Genomic DNA, 19,468 nt, shown 5'->3' with positions numbered 1-19,468 from the left:
GGCTTTTATATGTTTCCCTTTAAAACTTATTATAAACTGATTGGGAAAAATATTGTAAACACAAACTATATTAACTTTTACAGGGTATTAAGATTTATCGGCAAAGCAAATTATTGTTCTTCAAGAAAATGTGTTGATTGTGCTATTAAAATTTTAAGGCAAAGACTAAATAGTAAAAATGTTAAAGGGGTTTCTAAAACAGAAATTACAAATTTAATCAAAGAACGCAAAACTTTTAACAAAAAAAATTATGTTTATAAAATTTCTACTCGTGCAGATAAGATATTATCTGTCTTATTTGATTTACTAAAAGAAGCAGAGAGTAAACAAGGTGTCCGGATTTCAGATTCAAGTTTTAATCATATAAAACAAGATATATATTGTAAAAAACAAATTATTTCTGCTATTGATGATAAACTTGATTTAATAGTTGAGAAAACACCACAAAAACATAAGAGTGTTTCCGAAGAATTTCAGTCTAACTTTGATAGGATTAAAAAAGTATGTTAACCAATTATTCTCTATATAAAAAATTAGAAGAAAAAATTGATCTCTCTATCCAAAAAATACAATCTGAAAACTCCAAAAATTTTATACGGATTTTTTGTCCCCTTGTTGCACTATACACAATTCAAATATTTAAACAAAATTATATTATAACTGTTCCTGTTGTTTTACTATGCTTAGGATTAATCGCATGGACATTCGATATTGTAAAAAATTTATTCAATGATGAACTCCTAAGTGGTAGTATTAAAATAAATGAAAACATGTCACAAAAAGAAAAAAAACAATATGAGGAAAACTTTAGTTCTAACTTTGATAGGTTATATAAAAATATTTACCTCATTCTATCTTTTCTTTCTAACGGCTCAGAAAATAAAAACGTTTTTCTAATTTTTGCAAAAGATGAACTAAAAGAAACATATAAATATCTGATAAGATTTAAAAGACTTCTCAATCAGGATCCTGAAGTTGATAAGTCAAATTATAATAAACTTCTTATAACATTTAATGATATAATCAATACAATTGAAAATGATTCTGAATTAAAAACAAATCTTGATATAGATTTATATACTGAAATAATTAATTTAAAATTAGATACATAAATAAAATTATTTATCCCCACTTTCAGGCAATATCTCCTCAGGATATTTAATCAGCACATAACAGTCTAGATTTGAAAGGTTCTCTTTAATCAACCTAATAACCAACTCCTTGTTTTTCTTGTTCCATCCTCCGAGTACAGGTTTATGTGTTTCAAACTTTTCTAGTAAATACTCTTTACTTTTGTATTTTTCTATATCGATTTTTGGACTGTTTCTAATCTCACTAATAACATCTAAAAAGATTTTTTTAGGAAATTTTTTGGAGATGTCTATCCAGAGTGGCTTTAGCAAGATCAAATCAAGTTTCAATTTTAGATTAAAGCGGGCATATTCTATAAGCATATACTCCATATCGGTATTATCAGATTCTAAGCGACTTATACTATTTGTTTGAAGAAATTCTTCTAAATCAGATTCCGTAAAATACTTTTCAAGAAATTCGATAATAGGTCTATTCTCTTTTTTCCATGTGTAATAACTTCTTTCAGATATATCCAATAATTTACTAATCGACTGCTTCAAAATAATTTCCTTTGCTATATATTCGCAATTATATCATTTTTATCTATTTTTTACGCAAATATGGCTAAATCATATTTATTTAAGTTTAAGAACTATATACTGCCACTACTTCATATATTTTAGCATATATGGCAATTTTACGAAGGAAAATATAAAATGACATACATAGAAGCCCTTGAAGAAGTTAAAAATATCCATCCTAAAAAAATGATGCTCTCAAAAAAAGAGGTAGCAGAATTAACCAATAGAAGCCTTAGTGCCTTGGATAGAGATATCCGAGAAGGTACAGGCATATCCTACAAAAAGATACGAGGCAGAGTGCTCTACCCTATCGTAGAAGTAGCAAAATGGATGAGTGACCTTATTCAAACAGCATGAAAAAATCTAGACAGACGCATCATATCGATACTCGGCTTACCGAAGATGAGTACCATATAATATCTCTCAAAGCAGAGAACTATGGCATTAAAAAATCTCAATTTATGAGGAATTTAGCATTAAGCTATCCACTGCCACCATGCAGAGCAGACCAAAGGGTACTTCTGGAACTTGTATCTATACACAAAAATCTCAATCGTTTAGGTGGATTATTCAAACTTTGGCTTACCGCAAACCAAGATACAAAAGTAAATCTTGGGAACAGAAGCTATACAAGTGTAGAGCATCTAGTAGATGATATTGAAGCGACTTCACAAAAGATCCTTACTACCTCTCAAAAACTTCTATGATCGTTAAAAAAATCGCTGCCAAAAAAGGCACTGGATCCTTTGGTGGACTGGCAAATTATATACTTGACAAATCAAACGACGGAGCAAAGGCAGAAGAAATTACATTTTCAAACTGTCCCTATGATAACACCGAACAAAATATAGCTTTTATTCAGTCTATGCAATCTCTAAACCAAAGAACCACACGAGACAAAACCCTTCATCTTGTTGTGTCATTTCCAGAAGCCGAAAAGCCCTCTTACGAACAACTACAAGATATCGAAAATGTGCTACTTAAAAGTATAGGCATGGCAGAACACCCTAGACTAAGTGTTACACATACCAATACTGCAAACTATCATCTACACATTGCCGTGAGCCGTATTGATCCCATAACACTCAATCGTAGTGATCCTCATAGAGACATCCCAAAACTTCATCAAAAAGCTGAAGAACTTGAGGAGAAACATAGACTAAAGAAAGACAATCACACACCAAATTATTTATTAGAAAAAGCCGGCATTGTATTTAAACCTAAACAACATTCAAAACCAAAAGATATAGCGATACATTCTGGAGTAGATAGCCTCTTGACATGGATCAAAGAGGAAGCCTTAGACAACATCAAAGAGATCCTCAAAGATCCTAAATCATCCTTGGAGGATTTACACCAGGTATTAGCCGATCATAATCTGGAGCTAAAACCTAGAGGTAACGGTATTGTCATTGCAGACAAGACTAGGAAACTATTTGTAAAAGCCTCCGATGTTCACAGAGACTTATCCAAAGGTAAGCTGGAGAAACGCTATGGAGAGTTCAAGACCTCTAAGATTACTACCACTCCAAAAAAGAAGTTCGGCAGACCAGTAAATGAGTATTGGAAGCGATACCAGGAATTATCAACACAAAAGAGATCCACTAAAACAGAAGAGTTAAGACTTGAAAAGTTAGCCAGAACAATGATTAGAGAACAACTCAAAAAGAAATATGAAGCACGGATTAATAAAATCAAGGCAGATCCTCTTATCAATAAACGACACAAAGCCCAAGCACAGAAAAAAGTCCATGAACAACGCAAGGCAGAGCTAACAGCTCTTAATGAGACATTTTCCAAAAAGCGTAAAGAGATCTACTCTAGTACAAAACAGACATCTTACAAAGAGTACCTAATGGAATTGGCACTCTCTGGAGATGAGGGAGCATTGAAAGAACTCCGAAAACAGAAACAAGAGATCAAACCAGATGATAAAGTGCTTATGCACCCTAAGAAAGAAGTATCACACTCTATCTTTAAGAGCTTCATATCCAAGGTTACCAAACAGGGTAACGCAGTTTATCAAGTAGGTAAAAACTCCACCGTCACAGACAAAGGAGATCATCTTAAACTCTCTTTGGAGTCCAAGAGTGATGAAGCAATGCTACAGTCTCTTAAAATGGCAGTAGCCAAGTATGGTAATACTTTAGATATTCAAGGTAATCTTGAATTTAAAAAGCGTGTACTTATGGCAACACAAAAGTATGATCTAAAAGTGAACTTTGCAGATCCACAGATGCAGAAAATTAAAACAGAAACTCAGACAAGAGCAGACATAACTAAAACACCGAAGAAAGGAATGCAAAGATGATGCAATTTGACAAAGGTTATCTATTATGATAACATATCCTATGAATTGGACAATAGAGTTTTTTGATGAGAGCGTAGAGGCTGAGACTTTTGCACTACCTCCAAAGATCCTAGCAAAGATGTTGCATATCTTTGAACTTATAGAGATGGCAGGGGCTCAGCTTGGAGAGCCGTACACAAAACCACTTAATGATGGTTTGTTTGAAGTACGAGCCAAAGCCAAAGAGGGCATAGGTAGAAGTATCTATTGTTATCAAAAAGGACAGAAGATCATTATCTTGCACTCTTTTGTCAAGAAAGATCAAAAGACACCCAAAAGAGATCTTGAAATCGCTTTAAAGCGAAAAAAGGAGATAAACCATGAAAAAAAATAGACCTACATTTAAAAGTTTTAGAGACAAGGCATTGAAAAACACTGATGTTAAAGCAGAATACGATGCTTTAGCTCCACTTTTTGACATCAAAAAGCAGCTTGTAGCCGCCAGACTTGCCAAAGGAGTTACCCAAGAGCAAATTGCCCTTAAAATCGGTACTTCAAAGTCCAATATCTCCAGACTGGAGAGCCTCAACAATACTTATATGCCAAATCTTGGTACGGTGATGAAATATGCAGAAGCATTGGGACTTAGATTGGATATTGGATTAAGATAGTATATAATTAATTAGGAGAGTTTATGTGTCACGTATTTTGTTTGGAACACAAAGAGAAACAGTTCTATACTTCAATAAAATATGAAACATTTATTGAGTGTGATGGAGTTACTGACAGGAGTACTAAAAAAGTTATTGAGGGGGCTATAGAGGGTAAACTTATGCGAGTAGGTCAACAAAGAAGTTTTTATTCATCTTTTTTAGGAAAAAACGAATTTGATGATAATGATCTTATTCTGTTTATAGATCATTTTTATCCTCTAGGTAAAATACCAGATCAAAATTGTTTAGGCAAAAATTTTGGGATAACATGCTTAAACTTAGTTCAAAGAGAAATACTAAATTTTAAAGCAATAATTGTGACATCGGTTCATGCTAATAATAAAAATATGCATCAGTTTTTAAAAACAAATTCTTTTAACGTGATTAAAAAAAATGGATCCATTGATTATGGAAAAAAACTTTTTTAAATAAAAAACTCACAAATATCCACATCCAAAGCCTTAGCTATCTTATAAAGATGCTCTATATTATAATGCTTATCTTCAAGCCCTGCCTCGATTTTTCCTATGGTACTCATGGACTTATGCCCTATGGTTAGAGCAAGGTCTAACTGGGTGATGCCTTTTTCTTTTCTGATCTTTCGTATGTTAGTAGCTATCTTTTGATGAAACTTTCGGATCTCTTCATCGGAGTATTCTATATGATCCATATTTATTCCCTATAGTGAAACTTGGGTTTAAGTTTAGGAAAGATAGAATATTTTTAACATTCCCTATAGTGAATATAAATACGGGGGTACCAAATATTGGAGACTATTACAATGAAAAAACTAGTTTTATTTGCAATACTAACAGGACTATTTCTAGGGCTTGCAGGTTGCCAGAGCAAAGCAGACAAAAAAGAAGCAGAGAAAAAAGCCCAAAGAGCACACATGAAGCAGCATGTAGATACAAGTGGTGAGAAGAAAATCACCAAGCTACCTTTTTAGAGAATGTCATGAAACAGTTATTACAATTTACAGACAATAAAACCTACTTTGGCGTAGATATCCATCGTTACGGTGTCAAAGTCAATGATCTGGAGAAATTACCGTTTTTTGACATGTTCGTTAAATACCATGAAGATAAAATATTTCTCACCAACGGAGAAGATCAGTATGTACCTGTGATCGATTGGGAAAGTTTTTGTTATGACTATGTAATGCATGGAAATTATAGAGATATTGGTTAACCTTGAAGGGTTATAATAAATTAAGATTAAGGAGTTTGAAGATGGTTTATCAAGAATTTACACAAGAAGAAGCCAGAGAGCTTGGAGCCTTTACAGAAGATGCCCTCAGTGAAAAAGATGCTATCAGTGCAGCATGGCATCCATACGGAGATCCTTATGAAGAAAACTACCCTACAGCCTGGGATAACTTTTATAACAAATGGTTGGCTTTAGACCTTACAAGAACTGGTGGGTTCCCATCGGTATTACTTGGTACCCTTTTAGTGCTTACAGCTCCGTTTACGCTCAGTAAAATATGGATTATCGATCCTATCATGCAAAAGATTAGAGGGTAAACTTCTCTCCCTCTACAATATCCTTGACGGATCTATATCTACTGTGTGAGGATTAAACCTTTTGCCTACCCTAAAATTGGCTTTGGCGATGGGTGGTCCATCGTTGGAGTCTTCTTTTTTTGGTGTCTCTTTTTGCACTTCAATTTTTAAATCTTCTGCTACCCTCTTTTTTACTTTTGGCGTAGCGATAAACACACCATCCACAATATGTTTATTGATATGATAACGAAAAGTCCGAAGTGACATTTGCCATCCCAGTTTTGGTTGTAGCACTTCATAAAGATAAGTGATCTTCCTGTAGCCCTTGATACTATAATACTCTTCAATCATCGGCAATGCAGCATAAAATTCCCTTACCGCTTCACCCTGCTTCAATTTTATGTTTTGTACCATGGTTATCCTTACTATTTTGTAGAACTTTAGTTCAACTTGACAGCAGTTTATCATAACCTTGCACTTATTTATTTTAGTCCAAAATGACAAGGTTTTACCATGTTTTACATGCTTTTGTCATTGGAGTTAAAAGACAGGATAGGCATATATCCGACAAAAAATAATTTTTGCCTGCAATCTGCGTCATGAGATTTATTCGCATCCGGTGGAGGCTCAACATAATTATCTTAATTTTCAGCAGCCGTGCAGCCAATATATAGTAAAATTTTAATAGTATAATAGGAGGTTATTGTGGTGAATAAATTTACGGCAGTTGATATTTTCAGTGGAGCAGGAGGGATGAGTATTGGTGCGGTAATGGCTGGTATTACTCCTGTTTTAGCTGTAGAATTTGATGAACATGCCGCAGCAACCTACAAAGCAAACCACCCCCATACCAATGTTCTTGCAAAAGATATTAAAGGTGTAGAACCACTTAAACATGTTGAGAAACATCCTTTTTTGCTTTTTGGCGGACCTCCATGCCAGGGCTTCTCTGTAGCAAACACAAAGACCAGAAACTTGGACAATCCAAACAACTGGATGTTTAGAGAGTATTGCAGATTTGTTGAAGATTTAAAACCTGACTGGTTTGTTTTTGAAAATGTCGTTGGATTTAAATCTTTTGACAAAGGACGTTTTGCTGTTGAAGTAGAGAAAGAATTAAAGTCTCTGGGCTACAAAACAAACTCTTCCGTACTCAATGCCGCTGACTTTGGTGTTCCGCAATACAGAAACAGATTTTTTATTATTGGTCACCGCAAAGAAAAAGGCGGTATCAAATTTGACTTTGATTCCTTGGAAAAGAAACCAAAGGTTACCGTAGGTGAAGCACTCAAAGATCTGCCATCTTTAAAAAATGGTGACAAGATTAAAGAAGCTGCTTATAAAAGGGTTAAGCAAGTGCATCCCTATGTGAAACTCATAAGAAGAACATCAAAAAAAGCCCTGCAAAATCATGTAACCCACAGTCGTCCGCATATTGTAGAGAGATATGAAGCAATCAAACAGGGAGAAAACTGGGAAGCTGCAAAAAAAAGAGGTCTTTTAGAAACCTATTCCAGTACCAAACATACCCATAGCGGTATCTACAAGCGTCTAAAAGAGGATGAACCTGCCGTTACCATTGCGAACTACAGAAAAAGTATGCTCATACATCCTCATGAGCATAGAGGCCTCTCGCTTAGAGAAGCTGCCAGGCTGCAAAGTTTTCCAGATGATTTTATTTTCAAAGGACCTTTGAGTTTTCAGCAACAGCAAGTAGGGAATGCTGTTCCCCCTCTGCTGTCTAAAGTGATTTTTGAAAAAATAATACAATTAAGCAGTGCTAATGTGGGATAATACAAAACTTGAGGCATTAGCCTATAACAAACTTAGTAAAGAAACGGAAATTCTTTCCACAGATACTTTATGGAATGGATATACAGCATTAAAACAATACCTTTGCGATAATGTATTGCCAAATATTGCAAAAACAGAACCAGATCTTACGGATCATTCAGAAAAACATATTCAAGATGTACAACGAAATATCTATAAAATTATAGAATCTCGTTTAGATGAATTTAACACTATGGAAATTTTCTTTTTAGCCCATGCTTCTTTAATACACGATATAGGAAATATTTTTGGACGTGCCGGACATACACATACAGCTAAAAAAATCATTAAAGAGTTACCCTTTTCAAATACAGACATTAAACGAATATCCAATAGCATTGCTAAAGCTCATGGCGGGTCAGGAGACACTATTGGAAAACTAGACTCCACAATTCCATATAATAATATGGCGATTAGCAGTAGAGAAATTGCTTCAATTATCCGATTTGCAGATGAATGTGCTGAAGGAGAACAAAGATGTTATGCTTTTGGCTTAGATTATGGTTTAATAACGAATGCCGTTAGTATATCACATCATATCTATTCAAAAGTTACATCCTTTCATATAGACAAAAATCAAATTAATTTACACTATCATCTATATTTGGAAGACTTTCAAACAAGCCAGGAATTTGAAAACTTTTTGAAGTTTATATTTGGGAGAATCATCAAAACCAACAAAGAGAGAATATATTGTAGCCAATACAGCAAAACTGTCTCTCAATACAATGCTCTCAATATTACTATCGAGTTGGCAGAAGAAGAGCTTGATGATCCCTTCAAAAAAGTAGTGTTCACAATAAACAATCTCACAATGCTTGAGTGTACAACTGATCCAGCACAATCAGAGAAACATATCGAAGATATGATGTCTCTTGAAAAAGTAACTAAATATTATAAAAGCGAGGATACAAATGAAGCTAAATGATCCATTTATATATGCAGGTGCAAATGAGCTTGATGACGAGTCTATCCTAAATTTTTATATTCAATCAAATGAATATGATAAAATTCTTTCTAAAAAGAATATCTTTGTAATTGGTCAGCGAGGATCAGGGAAAAGTATGATTCTAAAATATAATACACTTTCACTTCAACTAATGCAAAGCAAAAATAAAATCCCTGATATTATTGGTATTTATGTTCCCTGCAATAGACCTTATTTTAGAAAACAAGAATATATGCTTCTAGAAAGTACTTATGAAAAAGCTATAGTTTCTGAACATTTTCTAGTACTCTCAATTGCCAAACAACTTATAAATACTCTATTAGCTCATCAAAATATTTTACTCACAGAAAACGATATGATAGAAATTGCTGATGAATTAAATTTTCTCTTTGATATAGAGTGTACCGCCAATAATTGTTTAACTCAAATGAGACGATACCTAACAAAAAAATTTAAAGAAATGCAAGAGTTGCTTCTGACTCATCCAGAAAAACTTAAAATTAATGCTCTTTCTTTTGGAACATTAATTTTTCCTATTATTGAAATGATTAATAATTGTGAAAATCTACAAAATAAACATATTACATTTCTTATTGACGATGCCCAACAACTCAACCAAATGCAAATGCAAACCCTAAATACTTGGATTTCCTATAGAGATAACAGTTTGCTCAGTTTTAAAATTGCAATTACAGGCAAAGAAGAATATCTGTTTCACACTGAAACAGAAAATTCTATCATGGAAAATCATGATTTTCTCGAAATTCTTCTTGAAGAAAATATGTTCGGGAGCAAAGCAGATTTTAACCAATTTGCTAAAGAAGTTGTTCAAAAAAGATTAGAACTTGTACAATTTGGCATTACTGATCCAAATAAATATTTTGCTGCAGATAAAGATATTGCCAAAGAACTTCAAACAATTAAACAAAAGTATATAAAAGGTCAATACCCTGAGTCAAAAAAATTTCAACCCGAGCAAAGAAGAAAAAATGCCAGCAAAATACATCGAGCTATATATTTTAGGGAAATACTATCAAAACATAAAGCGAACAAACCTAAAAAAATATATACTGGATTTGATACAATTACAGGAATATCCACTGGTGTTATTCGAAACCTTTTAATCATGTGTTCAGAAATGTATAGCCGAGACGATGAACACTTTGAACGAAAATCAAAAAACAAACCACCTCAGATTCGTACATCAACCCAATATGAAGCAATACTTGACTTAAGCAAAAAAAAATGGATGGATCTTAAGACTATAGACAGAAGAGTTAGTCATTGCAGTAAAGAGGATGCAGAAAAACTTCATTTATTTTTTGAAAACTTTGGCAATATGCTTTTAGAAAAAATATTAAATCCAGAAAGTACAGAAAAAAGAATATTATCATTCTATATTACAGATACTCAAATTAACAGATCCTATGTACAAGAAATGGATAGATTATTTTCTATTGCAAAACAAGATGGTTATTTATATACAAGGCTTGGACCAGATAAGTCTGGAGGAAAAACAGTTTGGTATACCCCAAATAGACTTCTTTGGCCAAATCTTGGGTTAGATCCTCTTGGAGAAAATGGAAGATTTTCTTTAGGTATAACAACGATTCAAAGTATGTTTGAAACAAAAATTTCATCAACAAAGTTTCAAGACGGAGGATTATTTAATGTCACATAATACTTATATCACCTGTGCAAGCTGGGAAGAAAGATTTCTACAAAGTATTTATGATGATTATGATAAATACAAATTTGACAAAATAATTCTTTTTTATTTTCAAGAAGATCGTTTTTTTAGTCTTTCTTCTAGCAATATAGAAAAAATTGAAACTTTTGCAAAAAAAAACCATATAGAAATAGAAAAAATAGCTTTAACATTTAATGATCAAATTACAATTTATAGTGAAGCTGAGCGTATACTTTCAACTTTAGGTAAAAGCAATCATTATCTTAATATTGCGACAATGCCAAGACATCTAATATATATTTGTTTAGACTTACTGACCACTCATAAATATACATTTGAAGTTTTATATTACATCCCAGATAGCTATGGAAATGAGATAGCAAAAAACCCTGATATCCCCCAGCTCCTAATTAAGCATTCTGGTATTTTTGAAGCAGACAAAGAAACGCTTCTTATAGTTTCTGCAGGTCTTGACAAAGAACGAATCTTTCAGCTGTATTATTATTTTGAGCCCTATAAGACAATCATTTTAGAAGAAAAACAAAATTACTCTGAAATTAAAAAAGAAGAGCGGTTGGATTTTCAAAAAAGCTTATCAGAAATTCATAATTTAGATTTTTTTGAAATTGATTCTTTTACTGAGAACAATATATTTAATTTTATGGAAACAAAGTTAACTTCAGATATTGAAGAGTATAACACACTTTTATGTGCAATTGGACCAAAAATTGCCTCTTTGGAGTTTTTTAAATTTAACAAATTACATCCAAATACAGGAATTGTTTATGCTCTTTCCCAAGATTACAGCAAAAATTATTCAGTGGGAATAGATAAAAAACATGTTTTTTCAAGAACATCAAAATTTTTTAATTAACTAGTTACTCTCTAATCAACCGTGATACTTGTGAATAAATTGTCGTAAGCAGAATATCTTTATTCTGTCCATAATGTAACTCTCTATGGCAGTTAGGACATATTGCTATAGCATTTGTTATACTATCTGATCCATCATCTGCCAACCTTCTTAAATGGTGTACTTCCAAAAAAGGTACTCCGTCATCTTTAACAAAAGGAGCTTCTTTATTGCAACATTCACATATTCCTTTTGCATTCATCAAAACCCAAGCAACAATCTGAGGATCCCTGTCATATTTTGTTATAGCAATATCGTACCGCTTTGGCTCTAAAACAGCTTTAGGCTTATCCTGTAATTTTTTATGAACCAACTTATCAACTTCAGCCTGAAAAGAAACTGGCTCAGATAAAGCTTGATTTTCTATTTCTTTAATTATCTCTTCAATTTCTGATGCTACCCTTGTCCCAACATTTTTTGCAGGTCTCAATCCTTTCAGCCAATCTCTGCCCATTAGCGAATACACATAAGAAATATTCTGCATTCTATACTCATATGACTTTATAGTTCTGCCAAATCTGTGTGATAAATCTTCATAATATTGTTTTTTCTTGAAGCTTTCTCCATTAAGACTTTTTGTCCTCATTTCTATATATGCAATTACGGCTGCTTTCAACTCTTCTTTTGTCCAATTGTTTTGCATTAAATTCCCAGTCCTATTTCTTCAAGATTATGCAATGCATTTACAATAATCAATGCCTGTTTTTCCGAAGGTATTTTATTGGGTATTGCACAAGCCAAATCCATTAAATCTGCTTCCAAAGGAGAGAACATATCATTCTCTATTCCAAACTGTTTAATCTCACACCATTTCTTTTTTTCAGCCAATTCAAATACAAGTTTTTGTGCTTCAATACCATTATCGATTCTTTGAATTTTTTTTGCCTGCTTTTTTTCAGTATCCATATCCTGCTTTTCCAGAAGTTCATCATAAAATTCCTGGGGAAGATCTATCTTTAGCTTTTGGACAGCAAGCCAGCATCCTTCTTTTTTTGCCCATTGACCAACGTTTGTAATACCCGCAGGAGGATTGGTTAGTTCTCTATATACCTCTTCTGTAATAATATCCAATGCCTCTTGTGTGGCAGGAGAAACCTTTTGGTGATTCCAGACATATAAAAAATTAAAAAACTTTTTTTCATCCTTTATCATCTGTGCCATATATGATATTGAGTATGCTACAGCCTGAGCCCTGTAATCTCGAATAAACCAGGAAGAATTGGAAATGGTGGACTCTGTAGTTTTAAAAATGATGGCTTTTGCAATGGCACTTTTATAATACAGTTCGTTATACTCTTTCTCGTATTTTTCCCATCTTTTTCCAATCTCTCTGGCATATTCTATGAAACTATACTGGGCTCCTTTGGCTACTGTATGAGGAATGCATTCCCATACATTTTCAAACTTGGACAAATCTGTTTTGGTAATTAACTGCTGCTTTGGATATTCAAGCTGAAGTTTCTTTTTTTCTGCTTTAGTTTTATGTGCCAACATATCCTGATACTGTCCCCTTGCACGTTCATAAAACCATTTGCTCTGTTTGCCCATTTCATCTGCCGGAGCATATACTCTTCTTGAGAAGTCTTCTATCCGGATATGAAACGGATGGTTTGAGAAAAAGTCTGCTGCATTGACTTTATTTTGAGTATTTGCATATTCTGAAATCTTTGGTACCAGATCATTTACTTGTTCCGGTGCTACTATCGTCAATTTGACCTGTACAAAAATTTTACTGAGATCAGCTTTGTCTTTTCTCATTGCACTGTAAATAGAAGCTGTTGTTTGACCACCATTGACTATCTGAAGATTTTTTAAGGACTTAATTTTCAACCCATAAGATGTCTCTTCCAGCTCAATATCTTCTGCCGTAGTTGTCAGTCCGTTATTGTATGCAAAAAACTTTTCCGGCTGATTGATAATGGTGTTTCGAAGTCCCTTATTGACCTTTCCTCTTGCCTGCAAAAAAGTCCTTACGTTTTGCTCCAGAAGTCTTGCTCCATATTTATGATAAAGCATTGCCAGCAAAGTACCGGGAATGACAAGGAGATAGGACTTGTAATCCTGAGTATCCAGATGTGCAGGGAGGCAGTATAAAGATTCCTTCGAAATCTCATCAAAATTTATAAAAATATCTTCTTTCTGCTGATTGGATGCATCCATTCTGAACAATCTTGATATATCCCAGATATTATAGGTAAAACTGATTGTTTCGCCTTGCTTTGGAGGTATTGCTTCAGCACGGTCACTCAGTATCTTGTTGCTGAGAAGGTAATATTTGACTGTAGATATATTTGATTTGTTTTTATGTATTTGGTATGCAAGATCATATACTGGTGTTGACTCTTCAAGTTTAGAATAATAGGTCTTTGAAAAAGATCTTTGAAAAAAGTTTTCTATTCGTTTAAATGCCTGATTTATTTCTGTTTGCGTCAAGCTCTTATTCTCTATATCCGCAGAGAAAACTGATACAAACAGATTAAGTATTCCATCATCTTCATTATAGCTGTATCCATCTACTTTAATACCGGTTTCACCCCAGTGGCAAAGTTCAAGTTCATTGTCAATCTCTCCGGACTCAAGAAGATCTTTCGCATACAATTCTATAAATGACGATTCATAAAAGTTTTCTCCTGCTTGTGCTGCGGTAAATACTTCCTGTAGAAAACTCTCTCTGAAACTTTCCAAGTGTTCACTCATTGTTTAGCCTTGTATTAAAATCATCCAATGTAATCTCAAAAGGCTTGCATTCTTTGAGTTCTATTTTGTATTGTACAGAAACAACGCCATTGGGTACGCTGTCCCCAAGCAGTCTAGGGAATTCGTCCCTAACCTCAAACATAGATTCTTTTGATATCAGATAATGTTTCTCGTCATATTCCGGAAGATCCATATATCCTGCCTCTGCCAGTAAGTTTTCAAATATATCAACCTCATTTGCATTCAGTAACAATTCTTTGATTTCATGGATAATTGTATTAAGGCTTATTGTATTTTCTGCACTCTTGGGTGCCGCATTGAGGGTGATTACATACAAGAAACAGCTTTCTGTATTGCAGCTAAGCTGATCTATTGAGCTTATTTGTATATACGGGGCAGAAGTTCCCTGTTTGGACTTCACTTCCACAGCTGTATCCCCAATACCAAAATCCTGCTGTTCTCCAAAAGGTCCCTTCCAAAAAGAGAGTGCTTCATTTGCAGAAAAGATATTTAGCAAATGGTTCTTTAAAAAATACAATTCCCCCATTAAGCCTTGTTGTTCCTGCTCAGTCAAAAGTTTTTTACCAAATTTTCTAAACAGTTTTTGCCATCTTTGAAGTCTATTATGAATAATCGAGAGCATAGTTTTCTGTGTTGCCGCCTCATCTGTTGCCTGAAGAAGGTCATGGCATAATATGTAAAAAATATCCCAGTCACTTGGCTCATTCAGCATCAAAGAGAGACGATAGCCTTTTGATGTCTGAAATTGTTGAATATCAATACCAGACAAGGCAATTTTTTTTGTCGGCCAGTCTTCAATATGGTCATGCTCTATAATAAATAGATACTCTCCGTTTTTTCCCAAAGCCCAAAAAAAATCAAACGGATTATCAGGATTTACACGGACTGAATCAATTCCCTGTTTATTATGAGGTATAGCTGCCCAGGGATTATTCTTCATCATCTTCAAACTCCTGATAATAGTTTTTCACAAAGGTAGTATTCACTGCATATTCAACCGGTTCAATATATATATCATCTCTTTTTGGGAAGCTGATACCGTATGCAGGAAGTTGACTCTCAACAAGTGTTGCTTCATCTTTAATATCTTTATAAGCATTCACAAGATGCAGCATTAAAAGCGGTCTTCTTCTGGCTCTTCTGAGATATCGTCCGGGAATACTGCTTATTTTTAGATCCTTTTCCAAAATCTCTTTGGCTTTTTCACTATTTCCATTTTCTTTTTCTTTGTCAGCTTTTCCTTGTCGTTCTCGTTTCCATCTTTCCAAAGCCTCCGCTATTTCATCTTCAGCCATTCCGGCACGTTCAGCATCATTTGTACCTGATGCGACTCTTCTTCTGGTACTTATTTCTATATAGTTGTCTTTCTCATACTGTCCCTTGGGATTGCATGTTCTTTTTTGAATCCCAATGTCAATATCTCCATTGGCTGCAGAATATCTCTCTTTTGAACTTCTTGAACTAATAAAAACAATATCCCATTTCGGGAAATGTTCCGAGGCTCTTTCCAGATAGCTCAAAATAGGTTTAGTTTGTGTCATTTGTGCACGCGGATGGTTATCAAATCTTTTAACAAACTCCTCCACAATGTTTGCAGAAACATATTTCCATACATAATTGTTGCTGCTTGCTTCACTGTATTCAGCTTTTTCTATTTTCTGAAGTTTTTCAGAAATTTCATTAAACAAGTCCAAATTGTTTTTTCTATGTTCTGGTTTTAGATCTACAACATACGTTTCGACTAATCGACCGCTTAAATCAGTCCTGTGAAGCAGTGTTTCAGAAGCTCTCATTTTGTTTCTTGCTGTAATCAGCAATGATCCAGGGTGTGTCCTGACCTTTAATCCAAACTCCTTAGGTGTCAAGTTGGCAGCAAACATTTCCTTGAGTTCTTCTCTAAGCTCTTCCACAGCATTGGAAATATGTGCAAAGTAGCTTTCTGTCATCGGTGTTAGATATATTCTGCAAAGATCCGCAAAACCATCTCTGTATCCAAACCAGCGTCCCATCTGCATCAAAGTATCATACATCGAAGTACTGCGATAAAAATAGCTCGTTGCCAGCCCTTCCAGCGTCAAACCTCTTGAGAGTTTATCCCCTCCTACAGCAATAACATTCAAGCCATTTTTATAAGCTTTGTAATCCAAACTATCCGGGGAATCCCCGTTAATCAGCATAACCTGCATTGAGGCAGCTGCCTCCAAAAGTTTTTCTTGAATATCACTCCACTCGGAGTACATAGCAGCAAAATCGTTCTCCCACATAGAATATAAGTCTGCCATATAGGGATTATTTAATGCTTCTTCCTTCTGAAGCTTATAGTAGTACCTTACTCCTTTTTCTATATCCTGTCTAAACTGGACAATAAGATCAAAAACCTCTTTTTGTACATCTTTATATCGGGAAAGATGTACCAGCATAGAATGATGTTTGTTAGACTGTCCTCTTAATATCCTTATAGCTTTTGAAATAATATGTGAATTAACAGCTTTTTTCAGACTTTCTGGCAAACAAGAGATTGTCTGATCTTTCTTATGTTTTAGTGGTATGATATCTTCAATATCACCTATATCTCTGACAATATCAATTGCCTCATCGTCATTGCCAAAAATTTTCTCAGACCCAACATAATTGCTTGGTGGATCCAAGCTGATAATAAAGTCTTTGGGAAAGAGGTTATCCTTATACATATCATCTTCACTAGAAGGATCAATAAAGATATTAGCAAAAGGTGTTGCTGTATATGCCAAATAGCATTTTCGGTGAAACAGATTTAAAATTTCTCTGATTCGTTTATTGATTGTTGTTGGATCCTTGTCAGAATCATTTGTATTCACTGAGGCATGATCCGCCTCATCATCTATCAACAGAAGCGGTAAATTAGAAATTGTTCCATCTATACTGGAATTATTTTTCTTGAGCCAGTCTCTTAGTTTTTCAAGAACCCTCGCATTCTTCTTCACAACCAATACGGTAGCATCATCATATTTTTTTACTACAAAATTACTTCTGTCATCAAAATCTTTATGCTTTGTTGTAAAGGAATAGGGTATCTTGTCGTGGTTAAGGTTACCTACCCCTATTAAAGACTCAGCAAAATCTACCGAATTTTTTTTACTGCTGTCTTGCCCAATATATCCTTCATCAACACGTTCTTGGGTTTGTGATCTTAGGGTTTCCTGCATTCCGGCAAGAATAACAATAAGTTCATATCCAACATCTGATGCCTTATTGACAACCCCAATAAAATTTGCTGTTTTACCTGACTGTACATGTCCTACAACCATGCCTCTTCTGTCCCAGGGGCCTTCTTTGTCTGGATCTTCCAGCCTTGCAACAATTTTATTTGTAACATTATCTATAGAAGAAACGACAGGAGGAGCAAAACCATTTTGCAACAACAATGTTTCATATCGGTTCCAAAAGTAAGGTTCGAAATTTTCAGAAGATTTTTTATTATGAAGCCATGGTTCAAAATTTTCATCATCAACAATAAGTGTTCCTTCTTCCATAGTTAGACCAAACTGATGTTCTACTTCTTTTGCAATATGTTCTATCTGATCTGAGGTAAGTATTACCGGCTCAAGAGGATTAGACGATTCGAAGGCTATCAACTGTCTAATAGTTTCTGGAGTTTTATTCTCAGGTTGCTGAGAAAGTTTGTAAATCACATCATTGGTTATTTTTTCAATTATTTCCATCTTATACCGCCTTTGTTTTTATAAAAGATTCGCAAAAATCTGTAAATTTGCTAAATGGTTCTGTTTGCCTAAATTTTTCAGCTACTATGGCTGCATCATTCCCCATATTCACCATTATTTCCCAATACTGTTCTGCATAATCTTTTAACTTTTCCTCTGTTACTCCGTCCTGTTTTACATTTTCAGGCTCGGTAGCAAGATCTGCAAAAATAGAATCCAGGGGCAGTGCACTCTCAACAAGAGATAAGATTTCCTTAACTTTGCTTTCAGTTTCTGTATCCAAAGAAGTCAATAAAGAGCTGATTAAAGGATTTTCATAATTAATTCTATAGCTTTTTTCATTATGCTGATGCTGTTCTGTCCAAATCGGTACATAATTTTTTTTGGAAATACGGGCGCCTCTGTTTTTATATACCATTGTCGAAGAGGAGGTTATTTTGTCAATGGTTCTTTTTAGTTCTGTTCTAATTGCTTCCGGAGGAGTAGCTCTCGATTTTTTAACATCAATAGACCATAAGAAATCTTCAGAGTTTGGCAAATCTATTTTTACTCTGGCAAGCTTTGTAGCTTCAGTTTGTTTTGCAAGCCTGAACCATGTGCCGTGAATCATTAGCCTGCTATTTCGATATACATAAAAACCCTGGGATTTCATGTACCCATTTCTGCCTTCAAGCTTTTTGTACTGTTCTGCTGTTGTTTTGCTCTGATGAGGCAAAAGATACGCTTGTATTTTAATCTTTCCAATCGTCTCTTCCGGGAAATGCTTTCCTGCTCCTTCAAAAGGATCAAATGGTATGATAGGATCCCCATTAACAAAAATAGACAGTTTTTTTAGTCCAGCTTCACCAGAAAGATATCGATGAAATACTAAGCCCAAGTGTTCCCTTGCTGCATCTATTTTTTCCCAAAATATATCTTCCGGATTTCGCTTACCCCCTGTATCAATCAATCGATCTAGTTTCTCCCACAATACAAGCGTACCAGTCTTTTCCAATGTATTTATTTTTGGTATCTGTTTAGCCTGCTCGGAACTATATACTGCAACTTCCCATTTTTTAGCATTGGAGACATGCTCCAAATCCCAGCATCTTGCATTGATTTCTTTTTCTTGTTTTGATACAACTGTTAATTTACTTGACTGAGAAAAAGAAGCTGTCTTAAGTCCCAAACCAAATCGCCCAAGATCTTTATGCTCTCGCTCAAGCAAAGGATCAAAAGAACCAAGACTCATAGCATTGCGAAGATCCTCCTTGTTCATCCCAATTCCGTTATCAACAATTGCGATATAGCTGTCCTGCATTTGAAATGAAATATAAATATGTACTTCTGAAGCTTGCGCAGTGATACTGTTGTCAACAATATCTGCCAATGCGGTTTCCAAAGAGTAGCCTATATCACGCAATGCATGAATCAAATTCTTTGGATTTGGCAAAGTAAGTTCGTAGTTCGTTTGGGACATCAGAAAATTCTTTAAAATAGTTTAATTATTATAATGAATACT

The 19,468-nt window shown here is 34.4% G+C and carries 23 protein-coding genes; 15 read left to right on the top strand and 8 right to left on the bottom strand.

The annotated features are described in order from the left end of the window. Positions 1–9: 9 nt before the first annotated feature. Both SUN_RS12780 and SUN_RS12775 read left to right on the top strand, forming a co-directional pair. Positions 10–510, top strand: a complete 501-nt coding sequence (locus SUN_RS12780; RefSeq protein ID WP_012084229.1) for a hypothetical protein — start codon at positions 10–12, stop codon at positions 508–510. Then, positions 504–1,112, top strand: a complete 609-nt coding sequence (locus SUN_RS12775; protein WP_012084228.1) for a hypothetical protein — start codon at positions 504–506, stop codon at positions 1,110–1,112. Before SUN_RS12780 ends, SUN_RS12775 begins: the two co-directional genes overlap by 7 nt. A 6-nt stretch (positions 1,113–1,118) precedes the next feature. Here the strand turns inward: SUN_RS12775 and SUN_RS12770 are convergent, their stop codons facing one another. After that, positions 1,119–1,634, bottom strand: a complete 516-nt coding sequence (locus tag SUN_RS12770; protein ID WP_012084227.1) for a hypothetical protein — start codon at positions 1,632–1,634, stop codon at positions 1,119–1,121. Between the two features lie 156 nt (positions 1,635–1,790). On the opposite strand from SUN_RS12770, the gene SUN_RS12765 reads away from it, so the two are divergent. The 6 genes from SUN_RS12765 to SUN_RS12740 are packed head-to-tail and all read left to right on the top strand — an operon-like array spanning position 1,791 to position 5,086. Next, positions 1,791–2,012, top strand: a complete 222-nt coding sequence (locus tag SUN_RS12765) for a hypothetical protein (RefSeq protein ID WP_012084226.1) — start codon at positions 1,791–1,793, stop codon at positions 2,010–2,012. Then, complete coding sequence (locus SUN_RS12760) at positions 2,009–2,362, top strand: plasmid mobilization protein (RefSeq protein WP_012084225.1); 354 nt, start codon at positions 2,009–2,011, stop codon at positions 2,360–2,362. Before SUN_RS12765 ends, SUN_RS12760 begins: the two co-directional genes overlap by 4 nt. Next, positions 2,359–3,966, top strand: a complete 1,608-nt coding sequence (traI, locus tag SUN_RS12755) for a TraI/MobA(P) family conjugative relaxase (RefSeq protein WP_012084224.1) — start codon at positions 2,359–2,361, stop codon at positions 3,964–3,966. Before SUN_RS12760 ends, traI begins: the two co-directional genes overlap by 4 nt. A gap of 25 nt (positions 3,967–3,991) precedes the next feature. Continuing rightward, positions 3,992–4,339 carry a type II toxin-antitoxin system RelE/ParE family toxin gene (locus SUN_RS12750; protein WP_012084223.1) on the top strand — a complete coding sequence of 116 codons (348 nt, stop codon included), beginning with the start codon at positions 3,992–3,994 and terminating at the stop codon, positions 4,337–4,339. After that, the gene (locus SUN_RS12745; RefSeq protein WP_012084222.1) at positions 4,326–4,616 is read left to right on the top strand and encodes a helix-turn-helix domain-containing protein; all 291 of its coding nucleotides are present in this window, start codon (positions 4,326–4,328) and stop codon (positions 4,614–4,616) included. The genes SUN_RS12750 and SUN_RS12745 overlap by 14 nt, the downstream gene beginning before the upstream one ends. A gap of 23 nt (positions 4,617–4,639) precedes the next feature. Next, entirely contained in the window at positions 4,640–5,086 is a 447-nt protein-coding gene (locus tag SUN_RS12740; RefSeq protein WP_012084221.1) for a hypothetical protein, read from the top strand. Here the strand turns inward: SUN_RS12740 and SUN_RS12735 are convergent. After that, positions 5,083–5,328, bottom strand: coding sequence for a helix-turn-helix domain-containing protein (locus SUN_RS12735; protein ID WP_012084220.1), 246 nt, complete (start codon positions 5,326–5,328; stop codon positions 5,083–5,085). The genes SUN_RS12740 and SUN_RS12735 overlap by 4 nt on opposite strands. Before the next feature lie 111 nt (positions 5,329–5,439). Here SUN_RS12735 and SUN_RS13635 point away from each other — a divergent pair, with 111 nt between their 5' ends. From SUN_RS13635 to SUN_RS12725, 3 genes are read left to right on the top strand one after another with little or no spacing between them, the layout of a single operon-like run. Next, the gene (locus tag SUN_RS13635; RefSeq protein WP_158298198.1) at positions 5,440–5,607 is read left to right on the top strand and encodes a hypothetical protein; all 168 of its coding nucleotides are present in this window, start codon (positions 5,440–5,442) and stop codon (positions 5,605–5,607) included. Between the two features lie 8 nt (positions 5,608–5,615). Beyond that, positions 5,616–5,849 (top strand): hypothetical protein, encoded by a 234-nt coding sequence (locus SUN_RS12730; RefSeq protein WP_012084219.1) that lies wholly within the window; start codon positions 5,616–5,618, stop codon positions 5,847–5,849. 41 nt (positions 5,850–5,890) lie between these two features. After that, positions 5,891–6,184 carry a hypothetical protein gene (locus SUN_RS12725; protein ID WP_012084218.1) on the top strand — a complete coding sequence of 98 codons (294 nt, stop codon included), beginning with the start codon at positions 5,891–5,893 and terminating at the stop codon, positions 6,182–6,184. A 12-nt stretch (positions 6,185–6,196) separates the two neighbouring features. Here SUN_RS12725 and SUN_RS12720 read toward each other — a convergent pair whose 3' ends face one another. Continuing rightward, positions 6,197–6,577, bottom strand: coding sequence for a hypothetical protein (locus SUN_RS12720; RefSeq protein WP_012084217.1), 381 nt, complete (start codon positions 6,575–6,577; stop codon positions 6,197–6,199). A 294-nt stretch (positions 6,578–6,871) separates the two neighbouring features. On the opposite strand from SUN_RS12720, the gene SUN_RS12715 reads away from it, so the two are divergent. Genes SUN_RS12715 through SUN_RS12700 form a run of 4 tightly spaced genes read left to right on the top strand, consistent with a single transcriptional unit; the run spans position 6,872 to position 11,509 of the window. Then, on the top strand, positions 6,872–7,957 hold the full coding sequence (locus SUN_RS12715) for a DNA cytosine methyltransferase (RefSeq protein ID WP_198407645.1): 1,086 nt from the start codon (positions 6,872–6,874) through the stop codon (positions 7,955–7,957). Further along, a complete protein-coding gene (locus SUN_RS12710) occupies positions 7,947–8,924 on the top strand; it encodes an HD domain-containing protein (protein WP_012084215.1) in 978 nt (325 codons plus the stop codon). Before SUN_RS12715 ends, SUN_RS12710 begins: the two co-directional genes overlap by 11 nt. Further along, positions 8,911–10,626, top strand: coding sequence for a hypothetical protein (locus SUN_RS12705; RefSeq protein WP_012084214.1), 1,716 nt, complete (start codon positions 8,911–8,913; stop codon positions 10,624–10,626). Before SUN_RS12710 ends, SUN_RS12705 begins: the two co-directional genes overlap by 14 nt. Continuing rightward, positions 10,616–11,509 carry a hypothetical protein gene (locus SUN_RS12700; protein ID WP_012084213.1) on the top strand — a complete coding sequence of 298 codons (894 nt, stop codon included), beginning with the start codon at positions 10,616–10,618 and terminating at the stop codon, positions 11,507–11,509. Before SUN_RS12705 ends, SUN_RS12700 begins: the two co-directional genes overlap by 11 nt. Before the next feature lie 4 nt (positions 11,510–11,513). On the opposite strand, the gene SUN_RS12695 is transcribed toward SUN_RS12700, so the two are convergent. Genes SUN_RS12695 through SUN_RS12675 form a run of 5 tightly spaced genes read right to left on the bottom strand, consistent with a single transcriptional unit; the run spans position 11,514 to position 19,426 of the window. Further along, the gene (locus tag SUN_RS12695) at positions 11,514–12,191 is read right to left on the bottom strand and encodes an HNH endonuclease (RefSeq protein WP_012084212.1); all 678 of its coding nucleotides are present in this window, start codon (positions 12,189–12,191) and stop codon (positions 11,514–11,516) included. Further along, positions 12,191–14,245, bottom strand: coding sequence for an AIPR family protein (locus SUN_RS12690; RefSeq protein WP_012084211.1), 2,055 nt, complete (start codon positions 14,243–14,245; stop codon positions 12,191–12,193). Before SUN_RS12690 ends, SUN_RS12695 begins: the two co-directional genes overlap by 1 nt. Beyond that, positions 14,238–15,209 carry a PD-(D/E)XK motif protein gene (locus SUN_RS12685; RefSeq protein ID WP_012084210.1) on the bottom strand — a complete coding sequence of 324 codons (972 nt, stop codon included), beginning with the start codon at positions 15,207–15,209 and terminating at the stop codon, positions 14,238–14,240. The genes SUN_RS12690 and SUN_RS12685 overlap by 8 nt, the downstream gene beginning before the upstream one ends. Beyond that, the gene (locus tag SUN_RS12680; protein WP_012084209.1) at positions 15,196–17,967 is read right to left on the bottom strand and encodes a Z1 domain-containing protein; all 2,772 of its coding nucleotides are present in this window, start codon (positions 17,965–17,967) and stop codon (positions 15,196–15,198) included. The genes SUN_RS12685 and SUN_RS12680 overlap by 14 nt, the downstream gene beginning before the upstream one ends. Position 17,968: 1 nt before the next feature. Continuing rightward, a complete protein-coding gene (locus SUN_RS12675; protein WP_012084208.1) occupies positions 17,969–19,426 on the bottom strand; it encodes an ATP-binding protein in 1,458 nt (485 codons plus the stop codon). Positions 19,427–19,468 lie beyond the last annotated feature (42 nt).

Source organism: Sulfurovum sp. NBC37-1, assembly GCF_000010345.1.
GTDB lineage: Bacteria > Campylobacterota > Campylobacteria > Campylobacterales > Sulfurovaceae > Sulfurovum.
This window is presented reverse-complemented; position numbering and strand designations above follow the sequence as displayed.

Coding starts and splice junctions, on each gene's coding strand:
- SUN_RS12780 (WP_012084229.1), top strand. CDS start 10: ATGTTTCCCTTTAAAACTTATTATAAACTGATTGGGAAAAATATTGTA.
- SUN_RS12775 (WP_012084228.1), top strand. CDS start 504: ATGTTAACCAATTATTCTCTATATAAAAAATTAGAAGAAAAAATTGAT.
- SUN_RS12765 (WP_012084226.1), top strand. CDS start 1,791: ATGACATACATAGAAGCCCTTGAAGAAGTTAAAAATATCCATCCTAAA.
- SUN_RS12760 (WP_012084225.1), top strand. CDS start 2,009: ATGAAAAAATCTAGACAGACGCATCATATCGATACTCGGCTTACCGAA.
- traI (WP_012084224.1), top strand. CDS start 2,359: ATGATCGTTAAAAAAATCGCTGCCAAAAAAGGCACTGGATCCTTTGGT.
- SUN_RS12750 (WP_012084223.1), top strand. CDS start 3,992: ATGATAACATATCCTATGAATTGGACAATAGAGTTTTTTGATGAGAGC.
- SUN_RS12745 (WP_012084222.1), top strand. CDS start 4,326: ATGAAAAAAAATAGACCTACATTTAAAAGTTTTAGAGACAAGGCATTG.
- SUN_RS12740 (WP_012084221.1), top strand. CDS start 4,640: ATGTGTCACGTATTTTGTTTGGAACACAAAGAGAAACAGTTCTATACT.
- SUN_RS12735 (WP_012084220.1), bottom strand. CDS start 5,328: ATGGATCATATAGAATACTCCGATGAAGAGATCCGAAAGTTTCATCAA.
- SUN_RS13635 (WP_158298198.1), top strand. CDS start 5,440: ATGAAAAAACTAGTTTTATTTGCAATACTAACAGGACTATTTCTAGGG.
- SUN_RS12730 (WP_012084219.1), top strand. CDS start 5,616: ATGAAACAGTTATTACAATTTACAGACAATAAAACCTACTTTGGCGTA.
- SUN_RS12725 (WP_012084218.1), top strand. CDS start 5,891: ATGGTTTATCAAGAATTTACACAAGAAGAAGCCAGAGAGCTTGGAGCC.
- SUN_RS12720 (WP_012084217.1), bottom strand. CDS start 6,577: ATGGTACAAAACATAAAATTGAAGCAGGGTGAAGCGGTAAGGGAATTT.
- SUN_RS12710 (WP_012084215.1), top strand. CDS start 7,947: ATGTGGGATAATACAAAACTTGAGGCATTAGCCTATAACAAACTTAGT.
- SUN_RS12705 (WP_012084214.1), top strand. CDS start 8,911: ATGAAGCTAAATGATCCATTTATATATGCAGGTGCAAATGAGCTTGAT.
- SUN_RS12700 (WP_012084213.1), top strand. CDS start 10,616: ATGTCACATAATACTTATATCACCTGTGCAAGCTGGGAAGAAAGATTT.
- SUN_RS12695 (WP_012084212.1), bottom strand. CDS start 12,191: ATGCAAAACAATTGGACAAAAGAAGAGTTGAAAGCAGCCGTAATTGCA.
- SUN_RS12690 (WP_012084211.1), bottom strand. CDS start 14,245: ATGAGTGAACACTTGGAAAGTTTCAGAGAGAGTTTTCTACAGGAAGTA.
- SUN_RS12685 (WP_012084210.1), bottom strand. CDS start 15,209: ATGATGAAGAATAATCCCTGGGCAGCTATACCTCATAATAAACAGGGA.
- SUN_RS12680 (WP_012084209.1), bottom strand. CDS start 17,967: ATGGAAATAATTGAAAAAATAACCAATGATGTGATTTACAAACTTTCT.
- SUN_RS12675 (WP_012084208.1), bottom strand. CDS start 19,426: ATGTCCCAAACGAACTACGAACTTACTTTGCCAAATCCAAAGAATTTG.